We start from the raw sequence: 19,173 nt of genomic DNA, 5'->3' as shown, positions 1-19,173 counted from the left end.
ATCAACGGAATGTCGACAAAATTCACTTTGCATTCATTTCGACGCCTTGTGTCAATTCCTGGCCATGTCGTATACGGCCGATGTTCCCGTGAGGAGGTCGATGACTGCTTCATCCCGCGCCCCAGGCCCGGTGTCCGAACCCACGCTCGCGTCGGCGGTCGTGGACCGGCTTCGCGGCGACATCCTTCATGGGGTGTTGCCGCCAGGCGAGAAGCTGAGGCTCGAACATCTGGCGCCTCGCTATGGCGTCGGGCGGACGCCGTTGCGCGAGGCCTGCTGCCGCCTCGCGTCCGAGGGGCTCGTCACCATCGAGGACCAGCGCGGCTTCCGGGTGGCGCCCATCTCACGCGCCGACCTGTTGGACCTGACACGGACGCGCCAACAGATTGAAACCCTCGCGCTGCGCGCGGCGATCGCCCAGGGTGACATCACCTGGGAGGGCGAGGTGACCGCGGCCCTCCACCGCCTCCTGCGGAGGGTTCCAGCCTCGGGAAGCGGAACGCTCGACGAGGCCTGGGAGCTCGAGCACGCGCGCTTCCATGCGACCCTGCTCGGCGCGTGCGGCTCGCCCTGGCTCCTCAAGTTTCATGCGATGTTGTTCGACCAGACCGAGCGCTACCGCCGCCTTGCCCAGGCGTATGGCAAGGCCGGGCGGGACGTCGGCGGCGAGCACACCGCCCTCGTGCGAGCCACCCTGGACCGCGATGCGGAGCGCGCCTGCGCGCTCTTGACCGAGCACATCGCGAAGACGACCGAGCTCGTCCTCGCGGGCCATCCGGGTCTGCGTGCCGGCCTCCCTCCCACCGAGAAGGAATTGCCGACAAAAACGAGGAGCATCCGCAAGAAGGGTTGACGCCCCGGCCGCATGCGCGTACTGGCTCGCGGCGGCATGCTACGCACTTCATTCGTCGAAGGTCCGGGTGGCGTTCGGCTCGCGGTGAGTGAGACGGGCCCTTCATCAGGGGCTCCGTCCGTGCTCTTCGTGCATGGCTTCGCCCAGAGCCGCCAGAGCTGGGAGGCGGTCCTCCAGGGCGGTCTCGCGCGGAACCATCGCCTCGTCGCGGTCGATTTGCGCGGACACGGCGACTCGGACAAGCCCGAAGGGGACGAGCCGTACGTGAACGGCGTTCACTTCGCCGATGATCTCCAGGCGGTCATCCAGAAGCTCGGCCTGGAGCGGCCCGTCGTGGCCGCCTGGTCGTACGGGGGGGTCGTCGTCGGCGACTATCTCCGGCACCACGGGGACGCGGCCCTGGGCGGACTCTTCTTCGTGGCCGCGTCGCTGAGGACGGGAAGGCCCGCCCGCGCCTTGTTCGGACCGGGCATGCTCGCGAACGCACGCGGCCTGCTGGCGGAGGACGTGGAGTCCTACGAGGCAGCGGCGCGCTCCTTCTTCGATGCTTGCGCGGCGCGACGGATGGACCCGAAGCTGGCCGAGGAGAGCGTTCGCACCATGCTGCGTGTGCCGCTGCATGTCCGCCGCGCGCTCCTGTCGCGCGCGGAAGACTATTCGGTGGAGCTCGAGCGCTGTGGTTGTCCGTTGGCCGTGCTGCATGGCGGGCTCGATCAGGTGGTTCTCCCGGCCATGAGCTCGGAGGTGGTGCTGGCACGTGCACGCACGGCCCGATGCACGTGGTTCTCCAACGTGGGGCACCTGCCATTCCTCGAAGCGAGAGCGGACTTCGAGGCCGTGCTGGCGGAGTTCGTCAAGGACGCTTCAAATGCCAGCCGGTCCGCGGCCCGGGCCGTCTGAACCGCGCACGGTCCGTGCCGGGTGCCTGGGTGGGTCCTCAGAAGTTCCGGATGAAACTGGCGATCAGGTCGGCACAGACTTGCGGCGCCTCGTGCTGAGGGCCATGGCCCATCTGCGGGAACACCATCAGGTGGACCGACTTCGTCCGCGGCGTCAGGTCGAACCAGTTCTCGACCGGGAAGACGATCTCCTGGTCTCCGGAGATGACCAGCATGGGGATGTCCGTCGTCTCGAGGAAGTCGCGGTAGCCGTTGTCATCCACGAAGACATCATCGCCCTTGGTCTCGGCCAACAGCCTCAGGACGGTGTCGATGGGAATCGCCGGACTGGTATCCGTCGTGCGCGCCGCGATGCGATGGTGGGATGCCACGGCGGCGGCGCGGGACTTCTCTGACTCCGGATGGAAGAACAGCACGGTCTCATCATCCAGGTCGTTCACTGGCTTCAAGGCGCGCTCGAAGAAGATGGGCTTCGCCGGCACGCGCACCCTGCCTGGCGGGGTGGTGCCAATCAGGAGGGCCTTGATGACGCGCTGGGGGTGCAGGCGCGCCACCACCTGGGCCGCGATCCCACCCAGTGACCAGCCACCGATGACGAAGCGCTCCAGGCCGAGCGCGTCGGCCAGGTCGACGGCATCTTGTGCCATCTTCGTGCGCACATAGCTGGGCGTGCCGGTGGACTGGCCCAGGCCGGAATAGTCGAAGGTGATGACGCGGTGGTGGGCCGCCAGCGCATCGAGGAAGGCGGGGTCCCACGAATCCAGAATGCCGCGAAACCGCAGGCACAGGATGATGGGTACGCCCTGGCCGAGGTCACGATAGGCGAGGCGGCGCCCCTTCAGCTCGACGAAGCGGGTGGGCGTGTTGACGGCGGTAGGGATGGGGGATGGCATATGAGAGCTCCGGGTCATGGAGGAGGAGCCTCCGGGTGAAAGGCAACTCTGTGTCGGCATGGGCTCACTTCGAGCGGGCGGTTGGCTGGCGTGAGGGCAGGCTCGCGGTGGCCTCACCTTCACGAAGCTCGAGAGTGATTATGATGACGGGCCTTCGTGCCGTCTTTTGTACGTTGGGCTGGACGACCCAAACCGGCGTGGGTGGGCGCGGTGGCCCGGGCCGCATCGACGGCCCAGTCGAGGACGAAGTCAGCCACCTCTTCCCAGTCCTCCTCGACGCCGTGGATGAGGACGAGCGTCTTCGACGGGGTGGGAAACGTCATGGCGAACAGGATGCGCCGGTCGCGCGCCCAAGGCCATTCTACGTGGGGTTGGGCAACCCATACCTTGGTATGAGGTGCCCAACCTCCCCGCCTGGCTTTACAAGCGGATCAACTCCACATCATCCATGTGGATGAAGTTGGCCGAGTTGCCCACGCTGGCGCGGGTGTGGAAGCCCAGCTCGAGGTAGCCACCGGAGACGTAGATGGCGGGCGTCTCCACCAGTGTCCAGTTGCCGTACGTGCCCAGGTCCGTGGAGACAGGCCCGCACGAGCCGCACGTCTTCGCCTGCAGCCGCGCGATGTCGAAGCCGCCTCCCTTGCGCACCCACGCGCGCACCTTGTAGTTGCCCGTCGCGAGCCCCGTACGCGTCTGGTACGTCCACACCTCGAAGGGCGAACCGCTCCAGTGCGTCAGGTGGTAGGCGCCCGAGTGGCCGCCGTTGTACGTCTCGGAGAAGTCCGCGGCCTCGGTGCCGTTGGGGCTCCAGGTGGCCCAGCCCGTCATGCCCGACTCGAAGCCCGGGTTGGTGAGCGAGACACCGCTGGAGCCGCCCTGCTGGTACCAGCGCACCCACTCCACCTCCATCGTCTTCCTCGTGCCCGCGGGCAGCGCGATGCTGGCGGGGCTCGGGTGGCCGTACCAGTTGCCGCCCAGCGCCAGGTTCAGGATGAGGTAGTGCGGCTGCTGGAACTCGGTCTCGTTGTGGTAGTACGTGGCGCCCACGCGCTGGCCGTCCAGACGGAACACCATGCTGCTGGCCGTCCACTCCACCTCGTAGGTGTGGAAGGAGTCGGCCAGGTTGTAGCCGCCGCTCTGGCCCGTGCCCCAGTCCGCCTGCCCGCCGTTGTACCAATGCGTGGCGGACTTCATCCACGTGGGCTCATTGGAGTGCCACTCCAGGATGTCTATCTCCCCGCTGCTCGGCCACCCGACGTTGGAGATGTTGGCGCCCAGCGTCCAGAAGGCCGGCCACATGCCGTAGCCCGAGGGAATCTTGATGCTGGCGGCGACCTTCCCGTACCGCCGCTCCACCTTGCCCTTGGTGTGCAGGCGGCCGGAGTAGAAGGAGCGCGCGCCATAGCCGGTGCACCGCGAGTCCACGGGGTTGTCGCTCGTGCGCTCGGCGGTGATGACGAGCTTGCCGCCGCCCACCGTGACGTTCTGCGCCCGGGGGAACTCCAGCTCGCCCGTGCCGAAGTTGCAGTTGTTGGTGACGGGGTCCCAGTTGCTCGTCAGCACGGTCCAGTTGTTGCCGTTGACGGCCGTGCCGTCGAACTCGTCCTGCCAGACGAGGTTCCAGCCGGCGCCCGGGTTGTAGCCCAGCTCCGCCTGCTCGTGGCTCCCGAGGTCAACCTCCTCGGGGAGCGCGGAAGGATCCATCGCGCACCCCTGGAGGGCGGCGAGACAGCACGTGGCCAGGAAACGGAAATGAAGCTTGCGAGGATTCATAGGGGGTCCTCAGGAAGGTGAAACGAAGGGGAGGGGGATTCCGCGCCAGAGTTGTAAAACGCGCCATCGCCGACTTTATCCACTGTCCGAAGAAAGACAAGGGAGAGGTCACGGAATTCGAGCGACGCAACGCGGCACAACCCACGGATGAGGGCGCGGCGACATCCCGCTCGCCGATGCACGAGCGGCGGGGATGCCGGTAGGCCACCTGTTCGATGACGTCTACTTCCGCGTCATGCTGGAAGCGCGGGCCGGCCGGGCTCGGGCAGTCGCGACAGCCCCTTGAGCACCAGGAAGATCATCTCCGGCACGTGCGGCGTCACCATGAGGCGGCGGTTCTCCTCCTCGCTCAGCCCGTTGTTCAGGCCGGCCAGACCCCGGGCACGGAAGAACTGCTCCGCGGCATGGGTGTCCTCGGGTACCTGGGTGTTGCCCGCGGGCATGCCCAGCTCGCGCCGGTACTCCACGAGCGCCCGCGCGGAGTCTTCCCTCGCCGCGAGCTCCAGGCCCGGAGCCGGCTGTCCCAGGAGCGCGTTGGCGATGGCTCGCGAGCAGCCCCCAAATCCGCCCACCACGTAGAGGGGCCGCTGGTCCTTCATCGTCAGCCAGGCCTCCTCCACCAGCCCGGGCATCGTTCCCCGGAAGCCCCGCATCCGGCCCCCGAGCAGGATGCTCGCGTGGGACTCCTGGGCCATCGTCCCGCGCATCGCCGTCAGGTTCAGCGCCAGCACGTGCTGGTCCTCCACCGTGCCATCCGTGGGCCTGGCCAGGGAGCCCAGCCGGACCCGGCGCACCTGTTGCTCCTCGGGGGACATCCCCGTGTCCTCGGTGAGCTTGCGGAAGCGCAGCTTCGGCACCAGCTGGGCCTCGCTTGCCGCGGAGACCTCCATGGACCAGGGCCAGGCGATGTAGCTGACGATGCTGCCCTCCAGCTCCCGTGCCGAGCGGCGGTGCTCCATCACGAGGTCCACCAGCGCCTCCGTGAAGCCGCCGCTGCGCAGGTCCCCTCCGTAGAGCACGGTGGAGCCGGCCGCCAGCAGGTGACGGACGAACTCCAACCACGCCACATCCAGGTGCTCCTGCTCCAGCCCCAGCCCCGGTAGCTCCGCGCTCTCGGAGGTGGACAGGGCCACCTTGCGCTTGTCCAGGGTCCGGGGGCCGCTCGCGAAGGTGCCGCCCATGGCCAGGGCCGTGGGGGTGCTCAGGCGCAATCGCGGGTTGGCCTCGGCCAGGAGCTCCAGCTCCTCCTGGCCCAGCGGCGGGTCCGGGTATACCACCAGCGTGGAGTCCTCCTGGGAGGCGCCCAGCGTGGAGGGGGCCAGGCAGGTGATGACTTCTGGCAGCCGGGGCTGTAGCTCGGCCTGGGCGGGAATCCACCCCATCCGCTGAAGGCTCCGCAGGTGGAATCGCATGTAGGTGGCCCGCAGCACCTCGCGCAGTGCCATGTCGAGCACGTCCCGGGCCCGGTCCGCGCCCTGGGGCTCCCAGCGCAGCGACGGAGTGTTGCCCAGGTAGGGGAACGAGCGCTCCTCCTCGGAGGTGATGGCGTTGACCACGACCACCGGGCAGCCCAGGCGCTTGGCGGTGAGCACCTCGCGGCGGCACCAGGGGCGCGAGGAATAGGCATCCGTCTGGAGGACCACCAGGGCGCTGCGCTCGACATTGCCCTCGATTTCCTGGGCGAAGTCCGAGCCCGCGGGGATGTCGCGTGAGTCGAAGAAGGTCTCCACGCCAATGCTGCGCGACGAGCTCAGGTACTGGTGGAGCTTCTCGGCGAGCTGCTGACCATCCAGTTTGGCGTGACTGAGGAAGAGCTTCACGGGAGCGGAGCTGAGGGGCGTCTGGCCGGCACCGTTCCGAGCGGGTTGATGGCCCAGCAGCAGGCGGCACAGCTCGTGGGTGATGGAGAGGGTCAGCTGCCGCTCGCGCTCCAGGGGCGCGCTCGCCGTGAGCCGGATGGCGTTGCGTGTCCCGAGCTCCAGCCGGTTCGCGCCCATCTGCACGGGCAGGAGCAGGTGCTTGCCGGGGGCGTGGCCCGCCACCCTCTGGTGGAGCCGCAGGGCGTACTGCTCCCAGGCCGGGTCGATGATGAAGGTGTCATCGATGAGCAGGATGACGACGGTGTGCTCGGCGTCGTCCAGGGGGATGTCCGCTGGAGGACCGCCGGGCGTCGTCGGGACGCCGCGGAAGAAGACGGGGATGCCGAGGCCCCGGGAGAGGAGCCGCCTGGCGTCCCGGTGGAAATGGGCGTGGAGTGCGTGGGCGAGCTGCCCGGCCTCTGGCGGAGGCGACACCGCGGGAGCACCCGGGTGCCAGACCACGTACAGCGCCAGGCTGGGGTGGTAGGTGGGCGTCGACATCAACGGTGGGGCTCCTGTCGTCGTGGAATCACTTCAGTCGTTGATGCCCGCCATCTCCGCGAGGGCCTGGGCGTACTTCTCCAGGTCGCCGCGCAGCGCTTCCAACTCGCCGCGCAGCCGGGCCTCCTTGTCCCACTGCTTCTCCCACTCCTTGGGCGAGGTGCTGGGGGGCCGCTGCGTCTCATACGCCTGGAGCAGGGGATGCCACTTGGAGAGGAAGGGGCGCAGCCCCTTGTTGAGCACGGCGATGGCGACGCCGCCGACGGTGTTCGGCCCGGCGCCCACCGCGGGTCCTGACTCGCGCAGGATCTGCCGCGTCGTGGAGAAGATGCCGTTGAGTGAGTTGAGGGCCTCGCGGATGAGCCCCAGATCCAGGTCGAGGGGCTGGGTCGAGGTGCGCGTGACGAGCTCGACATAGAGGGCCCAGGCCGCGCGCCGCTGGGTCGGGTCGGGCTCCCACTGCATTTCGCCCACGAAAGGAATGGAGAACTTGTATGACTTGATCCGGGCGGGGTCGGTGAGTCCAGTGGCCATTGGACGGGATAGGGTAGCCGGAATCCGTTCCTCTTTTCCAATCGGTGTAGGCTGACCGCCCCGCCAATCTGGCAGGTGAAGGAGCGATACACGGATGGCCGCGCAGACGATGGAGCAGTTGGTTTCCCTGTGTAAGCGCCGGGGATTCATCTTTCCTGGCTCGGCGGTATACGGCGGTCTTCAGGGCACCTATGACTACGGTCCGCTCGGCGTCGAGCTGAAGAACAACCTCAAGCTCGCGTGGTGGCGCGCCAATGTCTGGGAGCGCGAGGACATGGAGGGGATCGACGCGGCCATCCTGATGAACAAGCTGACCTGGCGCTACTCCGGCCACGAAGAGACCTTCGTGGACCCGATGGTCGACTGCAAGAACTGCAAGATGCGGTGGCGTGCGGATCAGATCTCCGGCAAGTGCCCGAATTGCGCGTCGACGGATCTCACCGAGCCGCGTCCGTTCAACTTGATGTTCAAGACGCAGATCGGGCCCGTGCCGGACCCCGAGTCGTTCTCGTACCTTCGGCCCGAGACGGCGCAGGGCATCTTCGTCAACTTCAAGCACGTGCTCGACTCCACGTCGCGCAAGCTCCCGTTCGGCATCGCGCAGATCGGCAAGGCGTTCCGCAACGAGATCACCCCGCGCAACTTCATCTTCCGGGTTCGCGAGTTCGAGCAGATGGAGATCGAGTTCTTCGTTCGTCCGGGCGAGGACGAGGCGTGGCACGAGAAGTGGGTGGAGGATCGGATCAACTGGTGGCTGTCCGTGGGTCTGTCCCGGCGGAACCTCGAGCCGTACCACCAGAAGCCCGAGGAGCTCGCCCACTACGCCAAGGCGACGGTGGACCTGCTCTACCGCTTCCCGCATGGGCTGGAAGAGCTCGAGGGCATCGCCAACCGTACCGACTACGACCTGGGCTCGCACAGCAAGGACCAGGGCGCGCTCGGATTGAGGGCGCGCGTCAGCCCCAATTCGCACAGCACCGACAAGCTCACGTATTTCGACCCCGAGACGAAGCAGCACGTGGTGCCCTTCGTGATCGAGCCGTCGGCTGGCGTGGACCGCGGGGTGCTCGCGCTCTTGAGCGAGGCCTACGCGGAGGAGCAGGTGAAGCCCGCCCCGGCGGACCGCTTGAAGCCGGTGCAGGAGGCGCTCGGCACGTTCCTCAAGTCGGTGGGCCGCAACGACAAGATTCCGGCCCAGGCCAAGGAGGCCCTCCTGGCCGAGGGCGAGCGGATCGCCCAGGCGCTCGGCGAGCGGCTGCCGTCCATCACGGGGCTGCTGTCGATGCCCGGCGCGGAGAGCATCGAGGTGGCGAAGAAGCTGCGCGGCCAGGTGGACCCGGTGGTGGATGAGTTCTACCGGACGGTGCTGCACTTCAAGCCGCACCTGGCGCCCATCAAGGTGGCGGTGCTTCCGCTCAAGAAGAACCACCCGGAGATCGTCAGCACCGCGAAGAGCATCCGGAGGAAGCTCCAGTCGACCGGTGCGATGCGCATCGTCTACGACGACACCGGAGCGATCGGAAAGCTCTACCGGCGCCAGGACGAGATCGGCACACCGTTCTGCATCACGGTGGACTTCGACACGCTCGGTGAAGGCAACGACACGGCGCTCAAGAACACCGTCACCGTGCGCCACCGTGACAGCATGGCGCAGGAGCGCGTCGCCATCTCCGAGCTCGAGACCTGGCTGCGGGAGAAGATGCAGTCAGGCGCATAGGAAAGATGGGGGGGCTTTCTGGCTCCCTCACGCGAAGGCGGCGCTGCGCAGGACCATCACATCCGCGAAGTCCATGCGGTGCGGTGCGAGACACAGCGCCCCCTGCGACACCTGCTCGAGGAAGTGCTCGCCATAGTCGTGGCGAGGGCCCGAGGCGTACACGGTGATGTCCCGGGCTCGCGCGATGCCCCCCAACACCCGAGCCACCGCGTGCGCCACTTCTCCCCAGAAGGGGAAGTACAGATAGAAGGCGGTACCGTCCGACATGTCCACATCGCGGACATCCGCGTGGATGAACTCCAGGTTCGGCAGCGTGAAACGCTCGGCGGTGCGGCGCGCGGACTCGACGTACGTCTGGCCGTACTCCACTCCCTTGACCCGGGCCGAGGAGCTCGCGGCCACGGTGATGGCGAACTTCCCGTTGCCGCAGCCGAGGTCATAGACCGTGTCGCGCTTCCCGGGATTGATGAGGGAGAGGAAGTCGGAGATGCGGTGGGCCCGCGAGGCCATGTTCACCTGACCGAATGGAGGCCGGTCCTGGCCGGTGGTGATGCGGGTGATGCGTAGCAGGCCCTCGAGCCAGTCATCCGCCGCGGTGCTCGCGCGGCCCTCCGCCTCGGTGAAACCAAACCCTTCCCACCGCTCCCGGAAGTGAGCAGCCGTGAGGGCTCCCGTGCGAAGCTGCTGGGCGACCTCGTCTCCGGCCGCATCCAGCGCCTCGGTCACCGAGAGGGCTCGCGCCTCCAGTGCTGCCCAGAGGGCCTGGAGCTCCGGACGCGCCTGCACATCGAGGAGGAGGAGGTCCGGCTCCACGTTCTCCTTCACGAAGGAGAACCGCTCGAAGAGCTCCCACAGCGCACCCAGGCCCAGCGTGGGCAGGTCCTTCGTGTCCAGGAGGGTCTCGGCGCGCTCGACCCACCAGGGCGCGGCACGTGGGATGGGGGAGGTGGGCATGGGACCCAGGGTGTCAGAGCGTCGGGCACCTGTCCAAGACGGGCGCGCCCGGTCAGGTGCTTTCCTCGCGGGCCCGCCAGGTCTCCTGGCGAGCTCATCAAGTGAAGACGTCGGAGACCAGCCGGCCTTGCTTCTCCATGTCCGAGAGCCATTCCGTGGCTTCCTCCGCGGAGCAGCCCACGGCCTCCTGGTGGAGCCTCGCGAGCGTCTCCCGGACCGCGGGCGCCATGCGCTGGCCATCCCCGCAGATGAAGAACAGGGCTCCCTGGCCGAGCAGCGCCTTCACCCGCGCGCGTTCCTTCCACAGGCGGTGCTGCACGAACGTGACGTCACCGTCGGGCTGGCGGAAGAAGGCGGGCAGCACCTCCACCACTCCCTCCCGCTCCCACTTCGCCAGCTCGTCCCGGTAGAGGAAGTCCACGTCCGGGTGGTCGCAGCCGAAGAAGAGCAACGCCGGCCCGGCCGTCTCCCCTCGCGCGTGGCGCAGCGCCCGCTCCTGGAGGAAGCCCCGGAAGGGCGCCAGTCCCGTGCCCGCGCCCACCAGGATGATGGGCGTGGCGTTCGAGGTGGGCGGGTAGAAGGGCACGTTCGGCGTGCGCACCGCGACCGCGGCCTGCTCCCCGGGACGCAGCCGCGCGAGGTAGCTCGAGCAGGTGCCGTGGAAACGGCCCCGGCCGGACCAGGCCTCCGCGTCCACCACCGCCACCGTCAGCGTGCACCGCGTGGCATCCGCCAGCGGAGACGAGGACACCGAGTACTGCCGCACGCGCATGGCGGGCAGCAGCTCGAGGAAGTCTCCGAAGGACAGGATGCACGAGTCGTACTGCTCCAGCAGGTCCAGCACGCTCACGCGCTTGTCGAGGATCTCCTTCTTGTACCGCTCGGCGTCCTGGGCCAGGGCGGCCAGGTGCATCGCGTGTGGCGGGCACGGGTTCTTCTCCGCCAGCCGCTCCAGGTCCTTGCGCGTGGCGGGCGCGGACAGCTCCACGTGCCGGCCCAGCAGCTCCTGCACCGACAGGGGCCTGCCCGTGGGAAGCGAGGAGGCCTGGTCGCCCCGGGTCGAGCGCAGGACGATGGCGGCATCCGTGCGCACCCCGAAGCGGCGAGCGGCCCGCTCCACGAGCTCCGGATGGTTCTCCGGCAGCACGGCGAGGTAGTCACCCGCCGCGTATGTCACGCCCTCGGGCAGCTTGAACACGAGGTGCCGCTTGGAGCGTCCGAACGGCGACGTCATGTCGACGAGCTCGCGGTTCTCCACCACTGTCGCCAGCTCGAGCTTGTTCTGCCTCACCAGCTCCACGCTGGCAGACGGCACCACCTCCACCGTGAAGAGCGGACCGGAAGCCACCTGGCGCGAGGACACGCCGAGCGCCGTGCCCACTCCGTCCCAGAAGGGCGCGTACCACTGCTCGAACTCCCCGAAGAAATCCGCCCGTGCATCCGCCTCGCCGCGCGCGAAGAGCCTCTGGGCTCCCGCGGCGCTCAGCCGCTCGTCGAGGTGCCGGGGAACGGCCTGGTAGGTGTCGCCCCAATCCTTGTTGCCGCAGCCGAACACGGCGTAGCGCACGTTCTTCAGCGAGCCCTCGGGGAGCTGGGACACCCACGCGTGGAACGCGCGCGCGTTGTCCGGCGGCTTGCCGTTGTAGGAGGCCGTCACGATGAAGACCGCGCCTTCCGTGGGCAGCTTGCCGGTGTACTCGTCCAGGGGCGACACCCTCGCCGAGTAGCCACGCGCGAGCCCATCACTCGCGATGCGCCGGGCGAAGGCCTCGGAGGCCCCCGAGTTGGAGCCGTAGAGCAGCAACAGCGGCGTGCCATGCGCGGCCGCCTTCTCCGACGGCTGGGACGGCTGGGACACGGGCACCGCGGGGCGGGGCGTGGGCCGGGGCGCGAGCGGCCGGGAGGCGGGTTTGCGCTCGCGGACGCGGAGCTTGAGGCCATCGGGCTTGAGCGTGAGCGTCTCTCGGATGCGGAGCTTGTATGGCTCGGGCTCGGAGAGGTGGAAGCGCTGCAGCATCATGCCGAGCACGAGCGTGGCCTCCTGCATCGCGAACGCCCGGCCGATGCACGCGCGCATCCCGTTGCCGAAGGGCTTCCACGCGTGCGGGGGAATGCTGTCGCGCACCTCGGGAGCGAAACGCTCCGGGTCGAAGCGCTCGGGGTCCTTCCACACGGCGGGGTCGCGGTGCAGCATGGGAATGAGCACCAGCAACGGATCGTCGGGCCCGACGGGGTAGCGCCCTCCCAGCAGGGTGTCGTGGGCCTTGGCGTGCAGGCTGAAGGCCGGCGCGGTGGGCCACAGGCGCAGCGTCTCTCGGAGGATTTGATCGATGTACTGCAGTTGGGAGACCTGCTCGAAGCGCGGCGTCTCCGCGCCGAACACCCGGTCCACCTCGGCCTGGGCCTTCTGGAGCACCTCGGGGTAGTGGAGCAGGTAGTAGAGAGCGAAGGACAACAGGCCGCTCGTCGTCTCGTGGCCCGCGATGAGGAAGGTCACGAGCTGATCGCGGATGTTGGTGTCATCGAGCCTCTCGCCGGTGAGGGGATCCACCGCCTCGAGCATGAGGCTCAGGATGTCGCGGGGGGCCTCGTCGGGCCGGGTGGCCCGGCGCTTCTCGATGAGCTGCTGCGTCAGCTCGCGCAGGAAGCCGGTGTCCGCCTCGAACTGGCGCCGGGTGCGCACCATGAGCTGCGTCTGCACGGGCAGGCGCCGGGTGCGGTTGCCCGCCTCCTCCAGGGCTCGCACCATGGAGTCGACGAAGGGGTGCAGCTGCGTCTGGTAGAAGGAGTTGAAGCGGAAGGAGAAGCCGCACAACGCGATGGTGTCGAGCGTCAGCCGCGTCATGTCGTCGGACACGTGGATGTCCGTCTCGGGTCCGAAGCGCGCCCAGCGGGTGAGCATCTGGTCGGCCACGTCGAGCATGCCGTCATGGTAGTCGCGCATGGCCGCGGGGCTGAAGGCGGGCACCAACAGGCGGTGGGCCTTGCCCCACCTGGGGTCCTCCGTCTCCACGGTGAAGAGGCCCTCGCCTCCCAGGGCGCGCAGGTTCTGGAGCGCCTGGGTCACCATCTTCTCGAAGCGCGCCTCGTCACAGGCGTCCGCCACCAGCTCGTACGAGCCGATCACCTGGACGGAGGCCCCCGGGAAGGACAGCCGGAAGATGGGCCCGAGCTGGCGCGCGAGCTTCATCATGTTCTGCAGGGGGATTTCGGAGCCGATGTCGGGCGCGTTCCCCAGGAGGGGGCGAGGGCGTGGCTGGGGGATGTTCGTGGACAGGGCGGGCTTGCTCATGGGAATTCCAGTTGGGCAGGGCCCATGAATAGTGCTCCGCTCGCGCGAGCGAAATTCGCATTGGGCTCACTTTTTGGAGACGCGGTGACATGAGCAAGCGCAACCGGTCCGCTCCTCGGAAACGGCCACGTCAGGAGCGGGCGAAGGCCACGGTGGAGACGATCCTGGAGGCGGCGGCTCACGTTCTGGTCAGCTCCGGCTACGAAGGGGCCACCACCAAGGCGGTCGCCGAGCGGGCGGGCGTGAGCATCGGTTCTCTCTACCAGTACTTCCCGAGCAAGGAGGCGCTGGTGGCCATGCTGCTCGAGCGGTTCCACCAGCGGGCCTTGCAGGTGCTCTCCGACAAGCTGGCGCCCCACCCGATCACGGATCTGGAGCAGGAGGTGCGTGAGTTGGTGCGGGTCCTGGTGGAGTTCTACGCGGAGAATCCGCGCCTGCAGCGGGTCCTCCTGGAGCAGGCGCCTCGCATTGGACCCCTTCAGGCCGTCCAGCAGATCGAGGCGCGCGTGGAGTCACTCGTGCAGATCGTGCTCGCCCAGAACCTGGAGTTCGAGCATCCGCGCAACCTGGGGCTGGTGGTCTTCATCATCATCCGGGCCCTGCGCAGCGCCGTGTGGGCCACGGTCGTCGAGCGGCCCGAGCTGATGGGCACCCCCGAGTTCGTGGAGGAGCTGAGTGCGCTCATCCTGGGCTACCTGCGACCACAGGGAGACCGGCGGAGACCCTCCACTCCCTGAGTGAAACCGTGTGGTTGATGGGGGACATTCAATCCACCAGGAGCAGGCGCAGGCTGACGTCGAGCTGGCTGCGCACGAGGCGCAGCAGGCTGTCCAGCTCGTCGGGCGTCAGCCCCAGCCGCGCCGTCAGCTCCTCTCGGGTGAGGGTCAGCAGCCGCTCGCGGGCACGGGCAATCCAGCGGGCCACGGTGGAGCGGGGCGCCTGATAGGTGGCGCTCACCGCGTCCATGGACTGGCCGTGCACGTGGTGCAGCCGCAGCAGGTTGCGCTCCCGGGCCTCCAGCCGGCCCAGCGCGGCGCGGAAGGCCACCCGGAAGTCCTCCTGGTGCCGCTCGCGGATGAAGGCCAGCTCGGGGTCCGCGCCCAGCCGATCCGCCAGGGCCGCCGGGGCCTCCTCCAGGGGCCGCTCGCGTGGCGCGGCGCGCTGCCGGTCGATGTGAAGCCGGAGCGCCACCGCTCGCACCCACTGCCCCAGTGGACCCCGCCCGGAGTAGGAGGCCAGCTTGGGTGGTGCCTCCTCCACCGGCACCAGCAGCCGCTGGCGCAACAGCTGCCGCAGCTCGTCCACGAGGGCGGAGTCCTCGCGCGGCAGCCACGTTCCCACCTGGGATAATACGTGCGCGTCGAGCGCCTCGAGTGCCCATGCCTCCCCTCGCACGCAGGCGAAGGCGAGGAAGAAGTCCCCCGCGCGCAGGCTCTCGAGCACCTCGCGGGCCTCTCCCGTGGAAGGCAGCCGCTCGGCCACGTAGGCCAGGAAGGCCCTCGCGTCCATGCCCACCTCCGGCCAGGCCTCGCGCGCCTGCTCCACCAGCCCCGCGAGTGCTTCCTCCAGCCCGGGAAGCGCTCGCAGCGCCGGGACGAGCGCATGCGGCGCCCGCGACAGGAAGAACTCGGTCTGCTCGGACGTCACGGCTCACCTCCACCCACGGGCGGACAGCCAGGACTGTACCTCGCGTGCGCGGGGCTGGTAGGCGGGCGCGCCCTGGGCGTAGGCCTCGTGGGCCTCGCGCGCCAGGGAGAGCGCCCGGGGCCGTTCCTCCCGCGACGGCCAGAGGACTCGGGCGAGCGCGAAGCGTGCCCGGGCCAGCTCGGGTGGGGCCAGCTCCACCCGCGTGGAGAGCGCCACCGCCCGCTCCAGCGGCTCGCGGGCCTCGCGCAACTGGCCGCCTTCCACCAACGCTTCGCCCAGCATCGCGAGCGTCTGTGCCACCCGGGGGTGTTCCGCTCCGAGCGATTTCTCGCGCAACTCCAGCGCCCGCCGCAGGTGGAGGAGCGCCGGACGCACCCTGCGCAGGCGCAGCTCCACGTGCCCCAGGTTGTACAGGGCGCTGGCCACCTTCGGGTGCTCGGGGCCGATCGTGGCCTCCCACAGCGCGCGCGCCGCCTCGAAATGGTCGCGCGCGTCGCGCAGGCGGCCCGTGTCCATCGCCACCCAGCCCAGGTTGTTGCGCGACAGGGCCACGTCCGGGTGCCGGGGGCCGAGCTGCGCCTCCTGGATGGCGAGCGCCTCGCGGTAGGCCGCCTCCGCCCGCGTGTGCTGTCCCAGGTCCCCCTGTGCATTGCCCAGGCTCAGCAGCACGTTGGCCACCCGGAGTTGCTCGCCGTCCCTTCCCTTGCGCAGACTGGCCAGGGCTCGCTCGTAGTGGGGCAGGGCCTCCGTCAATTGGCCCTGCCGCGAGAGCGCGTCGCCCAGGTTCACCCGGATCATGCTGGTGCTGGAGTGCTCCGCTCCCAGGAGCCGCTCGCTGAGCTCCAGCGCCTCGCCGTAGCGAGCCACCGCCTCGGCCACCTTTCCCTGGAGCCGCAGCGCGGTGGCCACGTTGTTGAGGTGGGCCGCACGCAGCGGGTGCTCCTGGCCGTACACCGCCTCCACCAGGGCCAGGGCGCGCGCGTAGTGCCGCTCCGCCTCCGCGTAGCGCCCCAGCGCGTTGAGGGCCAGGCCCGTGCCTATCAGCACATCGGCGAGCGCCACGTCCTGGGGGCCGCGCGCCCGCTCCATCAGGGACAGGGCCTCGCTGGCATCCGTGAGAGCGCGCGCGTAGTCGCCCTGCCGGTAGCTGAGGCTGCTGCGGACGCGGCGCAGCTCCGCCGCCACCTCCAGGGAGGCCTCGGGCCCCAGCCGTTCCAGGGCCGCCTCCGCCATGCGCGCGGTGCGCTGGGCCTCCTTGTCCAGGCCCATGCCCTGGACTTCCGTATAAAGGAGACGGTTCCACGCGCGCGCGGCCGTCTCGTCGTCGTGCCCGGCCTCCGCCACGCGCACCGCCTCCTCCAGCACCTCGCGTGCCGCGGCGAAGTTCCCCGCGGTGCCGCGCAGCTCGCCCAGCAGGAGCAGGGCCCACGCCAGCGTGGGCCGGTGTCCCAGCCCGCGCAGCGCCACCACCATCTCCTCCAGCCGGGGCAGCGCACGCTCATGGAAGCCGGCCGAGCCCCGCACGCGCAGTCCGTCCACCTCCCGGCGCAGCGCCGCCAGTTGCCGCCGGGCCTCCGGGGCTTCCGGCAGCGGGTCCACGCGAGCGAGCGCGTCCCGGTCCGCGCACGCGGCCAGCGAGGGGAGCTGCCGCGCGGCCTCGGTCGCCCGCGTGAGGGCCTCCCGCTCGCCTCCCTCCAGCAGCTCCACCAGGTCGTGCAACGCCTGGCGCCGCCCATCCAGGCACGCGGCGCGCAGGTCCATCAATTGCTCGGACTGCGCCCGCCGCACGCGTGTGTCCTCGCAGGACTGCCGCTCCTGGGCCACCAGCGCCTGGGCATAGGCGTCCAGTGCCCGCGCGGTGGACTCGAAGCTGTCCCCCCGTCCCGGCGGCGCGCCCTGACGGAAGCGCTGCTCCAGCCGGGCCCGGCGCGCCGCGTCCCAGGTGCCCTCCAGCCGGGCCTCGAAGCCGGTGCACACCCGCGAGGCGTCACCCCTGGCCAGGCCGAAGCCCGCGGCGGCGCTGGCCGCCACTCCCGTGGCGAGTGCCGCCGCCGCCCAGCGCCCGCGGCGCGCACGTGAGCCGGAAGCGAGCCGGGTGAGCAGGGCGTCCAGGGTGGGGTGGCGCGAGTCCGGCTCGGCGGCCAGGCCTCGCAGCACGGCCTCGCGCACGGCGCCGGGCACGCGCGAGCCGCGGGGCGGTGGCATCACCCGTCCCTCACGCAGGGCCTGGATGCGCTCCTCGGGCGAGCCACCCGCGAAGGGCCGCTGGCCGAAGAGGGCCTCGTACAGCGCGACGCAGAAGCTGAACTGGTCGCTGCGTGCGTCCGCGCGCAGGCCCCGCCACTGCTCCGGGGACATATACGCGGGCGTGCCCAGCCGGACGCCGGTGGCGGTGTCGACTCCCCGTGGCGGAGTCTCCCGGACGGCGCCTTCTCCGGCCCTCGGCTCCGGTGGCGCCCGGGGGGTGAGCACCGCGCGCGCGAGGCCGAAGTCGGTGACGCGCACCTGGCCGTCGTCCCCCAGCAGCACGTTGTCCGGCTTGAAGTCGCGGTGCACCAGCCCCACCGCGTGCGCGGCGGCCAGCCCCTGGCCCGCCAGGAGGAAACGTGAGAGCACCTCGCGCCACGGCCGGGGGGCCTCCGCCAGCCACTGGCGCAGCGTCCGCCCCCGCACCAGCTCCATGGCGAGGAAGACGGTGTCGCCGTCCTGGCTCACCTCATGGACGATGACGACGTTCGGATGGGACAACCGGGCCAGGGCCTGGGCCTCGCGCACCAGCCGTCCCCGTGCCTCCTCGTCCGCCACCGCCCCGGGCTTGAGCAGCTTGAGCGCCACCTCCCGGTCCAGATCCGGGTCATACGCGGCGAAGACGACTCCCATGCCGCCCTCGCCCACGCGGCGCTGCAGCACGTAGCGCCCCACGTGCGCCCCAGGCCCAGGCGTCAGCGGCCCCGGGGGCTCCAGGTCCTCCGTGGACAGGGCCTCCCCACCCCTCAGTCCCGCAGCCACCGCGCAGCATGCCGCGCACCCATCCAGGTGGGCCTCGAGCCCGGCCACGGCCTCCGCTGACAGGCGCCCCTGCTCCCACTCCAGCAGCTCGTTCTCGTCAGGACACGGAGTCATGAGAATAGCCGTAAAGTCTTATAAGTCGGGAAATGTACTTCACCGGAGACCCGCCTGATACGAGGACGATCACGGCGGTAGGGCGACGGGCGGCCCGCTGGGTCGCCTCCCGGTGCGCGAGGCCTCATCCAGGACGCGGGCTCGCAGCGCCGGGCCGCTACCGTCGATGGCCACGCATGATGGAGGCTCGCCCCACCGGGCCGAGCGCCCAGAGCTGGTGCGGGATTCCGCAACAACAGCCTGTATCTCTACTGGCGCGCCAGCGGCACGTCCGACGTCATGGTGTACGAGGCCAATGACGTCGCCAATGGCTGGTACGGGTGCGCGAACGACAACGCCAGCGGCAGCTGCATGACGAGCGCCATGAGCCGGTTGAACACCTGCTACGGGGATTGTAACTCGAGCATGTATTACAACCCCACCGTGTGTGCGGCCAACATCACGACCTGCGACATGCGGGCGGCGTCGGAGCTCTATCCGTACTGAGCGCGGCCGGATGACAGGCTGAACCCCGCGCGCCTCCCGGCTCCTCGCCGTGGAGGCGCGCGCACCTCCAGGGGACCTCTCGAAAGATTACGGAGGGAGGAACCACTGGGAGGTGGTGTTGGTCGTACAGAGGGTGGCGTTGTTGGGCCCTCGGATGACGACATACCTCTGATAGTAGCCCTGGAGGCCGGGGGAGTTGAGGACGAGGAAGGAGAACGTGGTCTGGTCGTAGGACACCGTGCCGTTCGTATCCATCACGCCATCCCTCGTTCCATACAGGTAGGCCCTGGAGCCCGCGGGGATGGAGCCCGACGTCGAGAAACCGAAGGTCGCCGTGCCACCACTGGGGACTGTGCTGGTGCTGAACCACGCCGAGCACGTGATGGGAATACAAACCGGGCTTTCGTCGACCGAGCCACTGCAGTTGTTGTCCACCCCGTCCCAGCACACCTCGGCGGCGCCGGGATGCACGCTTCTGTTCCCGTCGTCGCAGTCGTTGGACGTGGCGGAGTAGCCCGCGGGCGGAGTGCATCCAAAGGGGGCGGGGCTCAGTGCCCAGATATCCCCATACCCGTCCCCATCATTATCCTGGCTGAAGCCACGAGGTAGCGTGGGATCGGAATCCTTGCAGTCGGTGGAGTC

At 69.4% G+C, this 19,173-nt stretch carries 15 protein-coding genes; 5 read left to right on the top strand and 10 right to left on the bottom strand.

The features are described from left to right. Positions 1-100: 100 nt before the first annotated feature. Both Q664_RS04255 and Q664_RS04250 read left to right on the top strand, forming a co-directional pair. Complete coding sequence (locus Q664_RS04255) at positions 101-853, top strand: GntR family transcriptional regulator (protein ID WP_084609517.1); 753 nt, start codon at positions 101-103, stop codon at positions 851-853. 120 nt (positions 854-973) lie between these two features. Beyond that, positions 974-1,753 (top strand): alpha/beta fold hydrolase, encoded by a 780-nt coding sequence (locus tag Q664_RS04250; protein WP_235216550.1) that lies wholly within the window; start codon positions 974-976, stop codon positions 1,751-1,753. Positions 1,754-1,790: 37 nt separating this feature from the next. Here the strand turns inward: Q664_RS04250 and Q664_RS04245 are convergent, their stop codons facing one another. The 5 genes from Q664_RS04245 to Q664_RS04230 all read right to left on the bottom strand — a co-directional run bounded on the left by Q664_RS04245 (position 1,791) and on the right by Q664_RS04230 (position 7,312). Further along, complete coding sequence (locus Q664_RS04245; RefSeq protein ID WP_043390040.1) at positions 1,791-2,645, bottom strand: alpha/beta fold hydrolase; 855 nt, start codon at positions 2,643-2,645, stop codon at positions 1,791-1,793. A gap of 119 nt (positions 2,646-2,764) precedes the next feature. Next, positions 2,765-2,968 (bottom strand): hypothetical protein, encoded by a 204-nt coding sequence (locus Q664_RS58825; RefSeq protein ID WP_160174331.1) that lies wholly within the window; start codon positions 2,966-2,968, stop codon positions 2,765-2,767. A gap of 97 nt (positions 2,969-3,065) precedes the next feature. Continuing rightward, positions 3,066-4,418, bottom strand: coding sequence for a glycoside hydrolase family 16 protein (locus tag Q664_RS04240; RefSeq protein ID WP_043390038.1), 1,353 nt, complete (start codon positions 4,416-4,418; stop codon positions 3,066-3,068). 233 nt (positions 4,419-4,651) lie between these two features. Further along, on the bottom strand, positions 4,652-6,778 hold the full coding sequence (locus tag Q664_RS04235; RefSeq protein WP_043390036.1) for a TIR domain-containing protein: 2,127 nt from the start codon (positions 6,776-6,778) through the stop codon (positions 4,652-4,654). Between the two features lie 33 nt (positions 6,779-6,811). Then, positions 6,812-7,312 (bottom strand): hypothetical protein, encoded by a 501-nt coding sequence (locus Q664_RS04230; protein WP_043390034.1) that lies wholly within the window; start codon positions 7,310-7,312, stop codon positions 6,812-6,814. 94 nt (positions 7,313-7,406) lie between these two features. Here Q664_RS04230 and Q664_RS04225 point away from each other — a divergent pair, with 94 nt between their 5' ends. Continuing rightward, the gene (locus tag Q664_RS04225; protein ID WP_043390032.1) at positions 7,407-9,029 is read left to right on the top strand and encodes a glycine--tRNA ligase; all 1,623 of its coding nucleotides are present in this window, start codon (positions 7,407-7,409) and stop codon (positions 9,027-9,029) included. 27 nt (positions 9,030-9,056) lie between these two features. Here the strand turns inward: Q664_RS04225 and Q664_RS04220 are convergent, their stop codons facing one another. Together Q664_RS04220 and Q664_RS04215 are read right to left on the bottom strand one after the other, a co-directional pair. Continuing rightward, entirely contained in the window at positions 9,057-9,983 is a 927-nt protein-coding gene (locus tag Q664_RS04220) for a class I SAM-dependent methyltransferase (protein ID WP_043390030.1), read from the bottom strand. Between the two features lie 97 nt (positions 9,984-10,080). After that, the gene (locus tag Q664_RS04215; protein ID WP_043390028.1) at positions 10,081-13,275 is read right to left on the bottom strand and encodes a bifunctional cytochrome P450/NADPH--P450 reductase; all 3,195 of its coding nucleotides are present in this window, start codon (positions 13,273-13,275) and stop codon (positions 10,081-10,083) included. A gap of 89 nt (positions 13,276-13,364) precedes the next feature. On the opposite strand from Q664_RS04215, the gene Q664_RS58820 reads away from it, so the two are divergent. Then, a complete protein-coding gene (locus Q664_RS58820) occupies positions 13,365-14,012 on the top strand; it encodes a TetR/AcrR family transcriptional regulator (protein ID WP_043390026.1) in 648 nt (215 codons plus the stop codon). Between the two features lie 28 nt (positions 14,013-14,040). Here Q664_RS58820 and Q664_RS04205 read toward each other — a convergent pair whose 3' ends face one another. Both Q664_RS04205 and Q664_RS62045 read right to left on the bottom strand, forming a co-directional pair. Further along, positions 14,041-14,922 carry a sigma factor-like helix-turn-helix DNA-binding protein gene (locus tag Q664_RS04205; RefSeq protein WP_043390024.1) on the bottom strand — a complete coding sequence of 294 codons (882 nt, stop codon included), beginning with the start codon at positions 14,920-14,922 and terminating at the stop codon, positions 14,041-14,043. A 3-nt stretch (positions 14,923-14,925) separates the two neighbouring features. Further along, a complete protein-coding gene (locus tag Q664_RS62045; RefSeq protein WP_052517653.1) occupies positions 14,926-18,045 on the bottom strand; it encodes a serine/threonine-protein kinase in 3,120 nt (1,039 codons plus the stop codon). Between the two features lie 279 nt (positions 18,046-18,324). Between Q664_RS62045 and Q664_RS57300 the strand changes: the two genes are divergently transcribed. Continuing rightward, the gene (locus tag Q664_RS57300) at positions 18,325-18,531 is read left to right on the top strand and encodes a hypothetical protein (protein WP_152621902.1); all 207 of its coding nucleotides are present in this window, start codon (positions 18,325-18,327) and stop codon (positions 18,529-18,531) included. A gap of 87 nt (positions 18,532-18,618) precedes the next feature. Here Q664_RS57300 and Q664_RS54455 read toward each other — a convergent pair. Then, positions 18,619-19,173 (bottom strand): putative metal-binding motif-containing protein (locus tag Q664_RS54455; protein WP_200883653.1); only part of this gene is annotated, 555 nt, incomplete at its 5' end.

The organism is Archangium violaceum Cb vi76 (assembly GCF_000733295.1).
Lineage (GTDB): Bacteria > Myxococcota > Myxococcia > Myxococcales > Myxococcaceae > Archangium > Archangium violaceum.
This window is presented reverse-complemented; position numbering and strand designations above follow the sequence as displayed.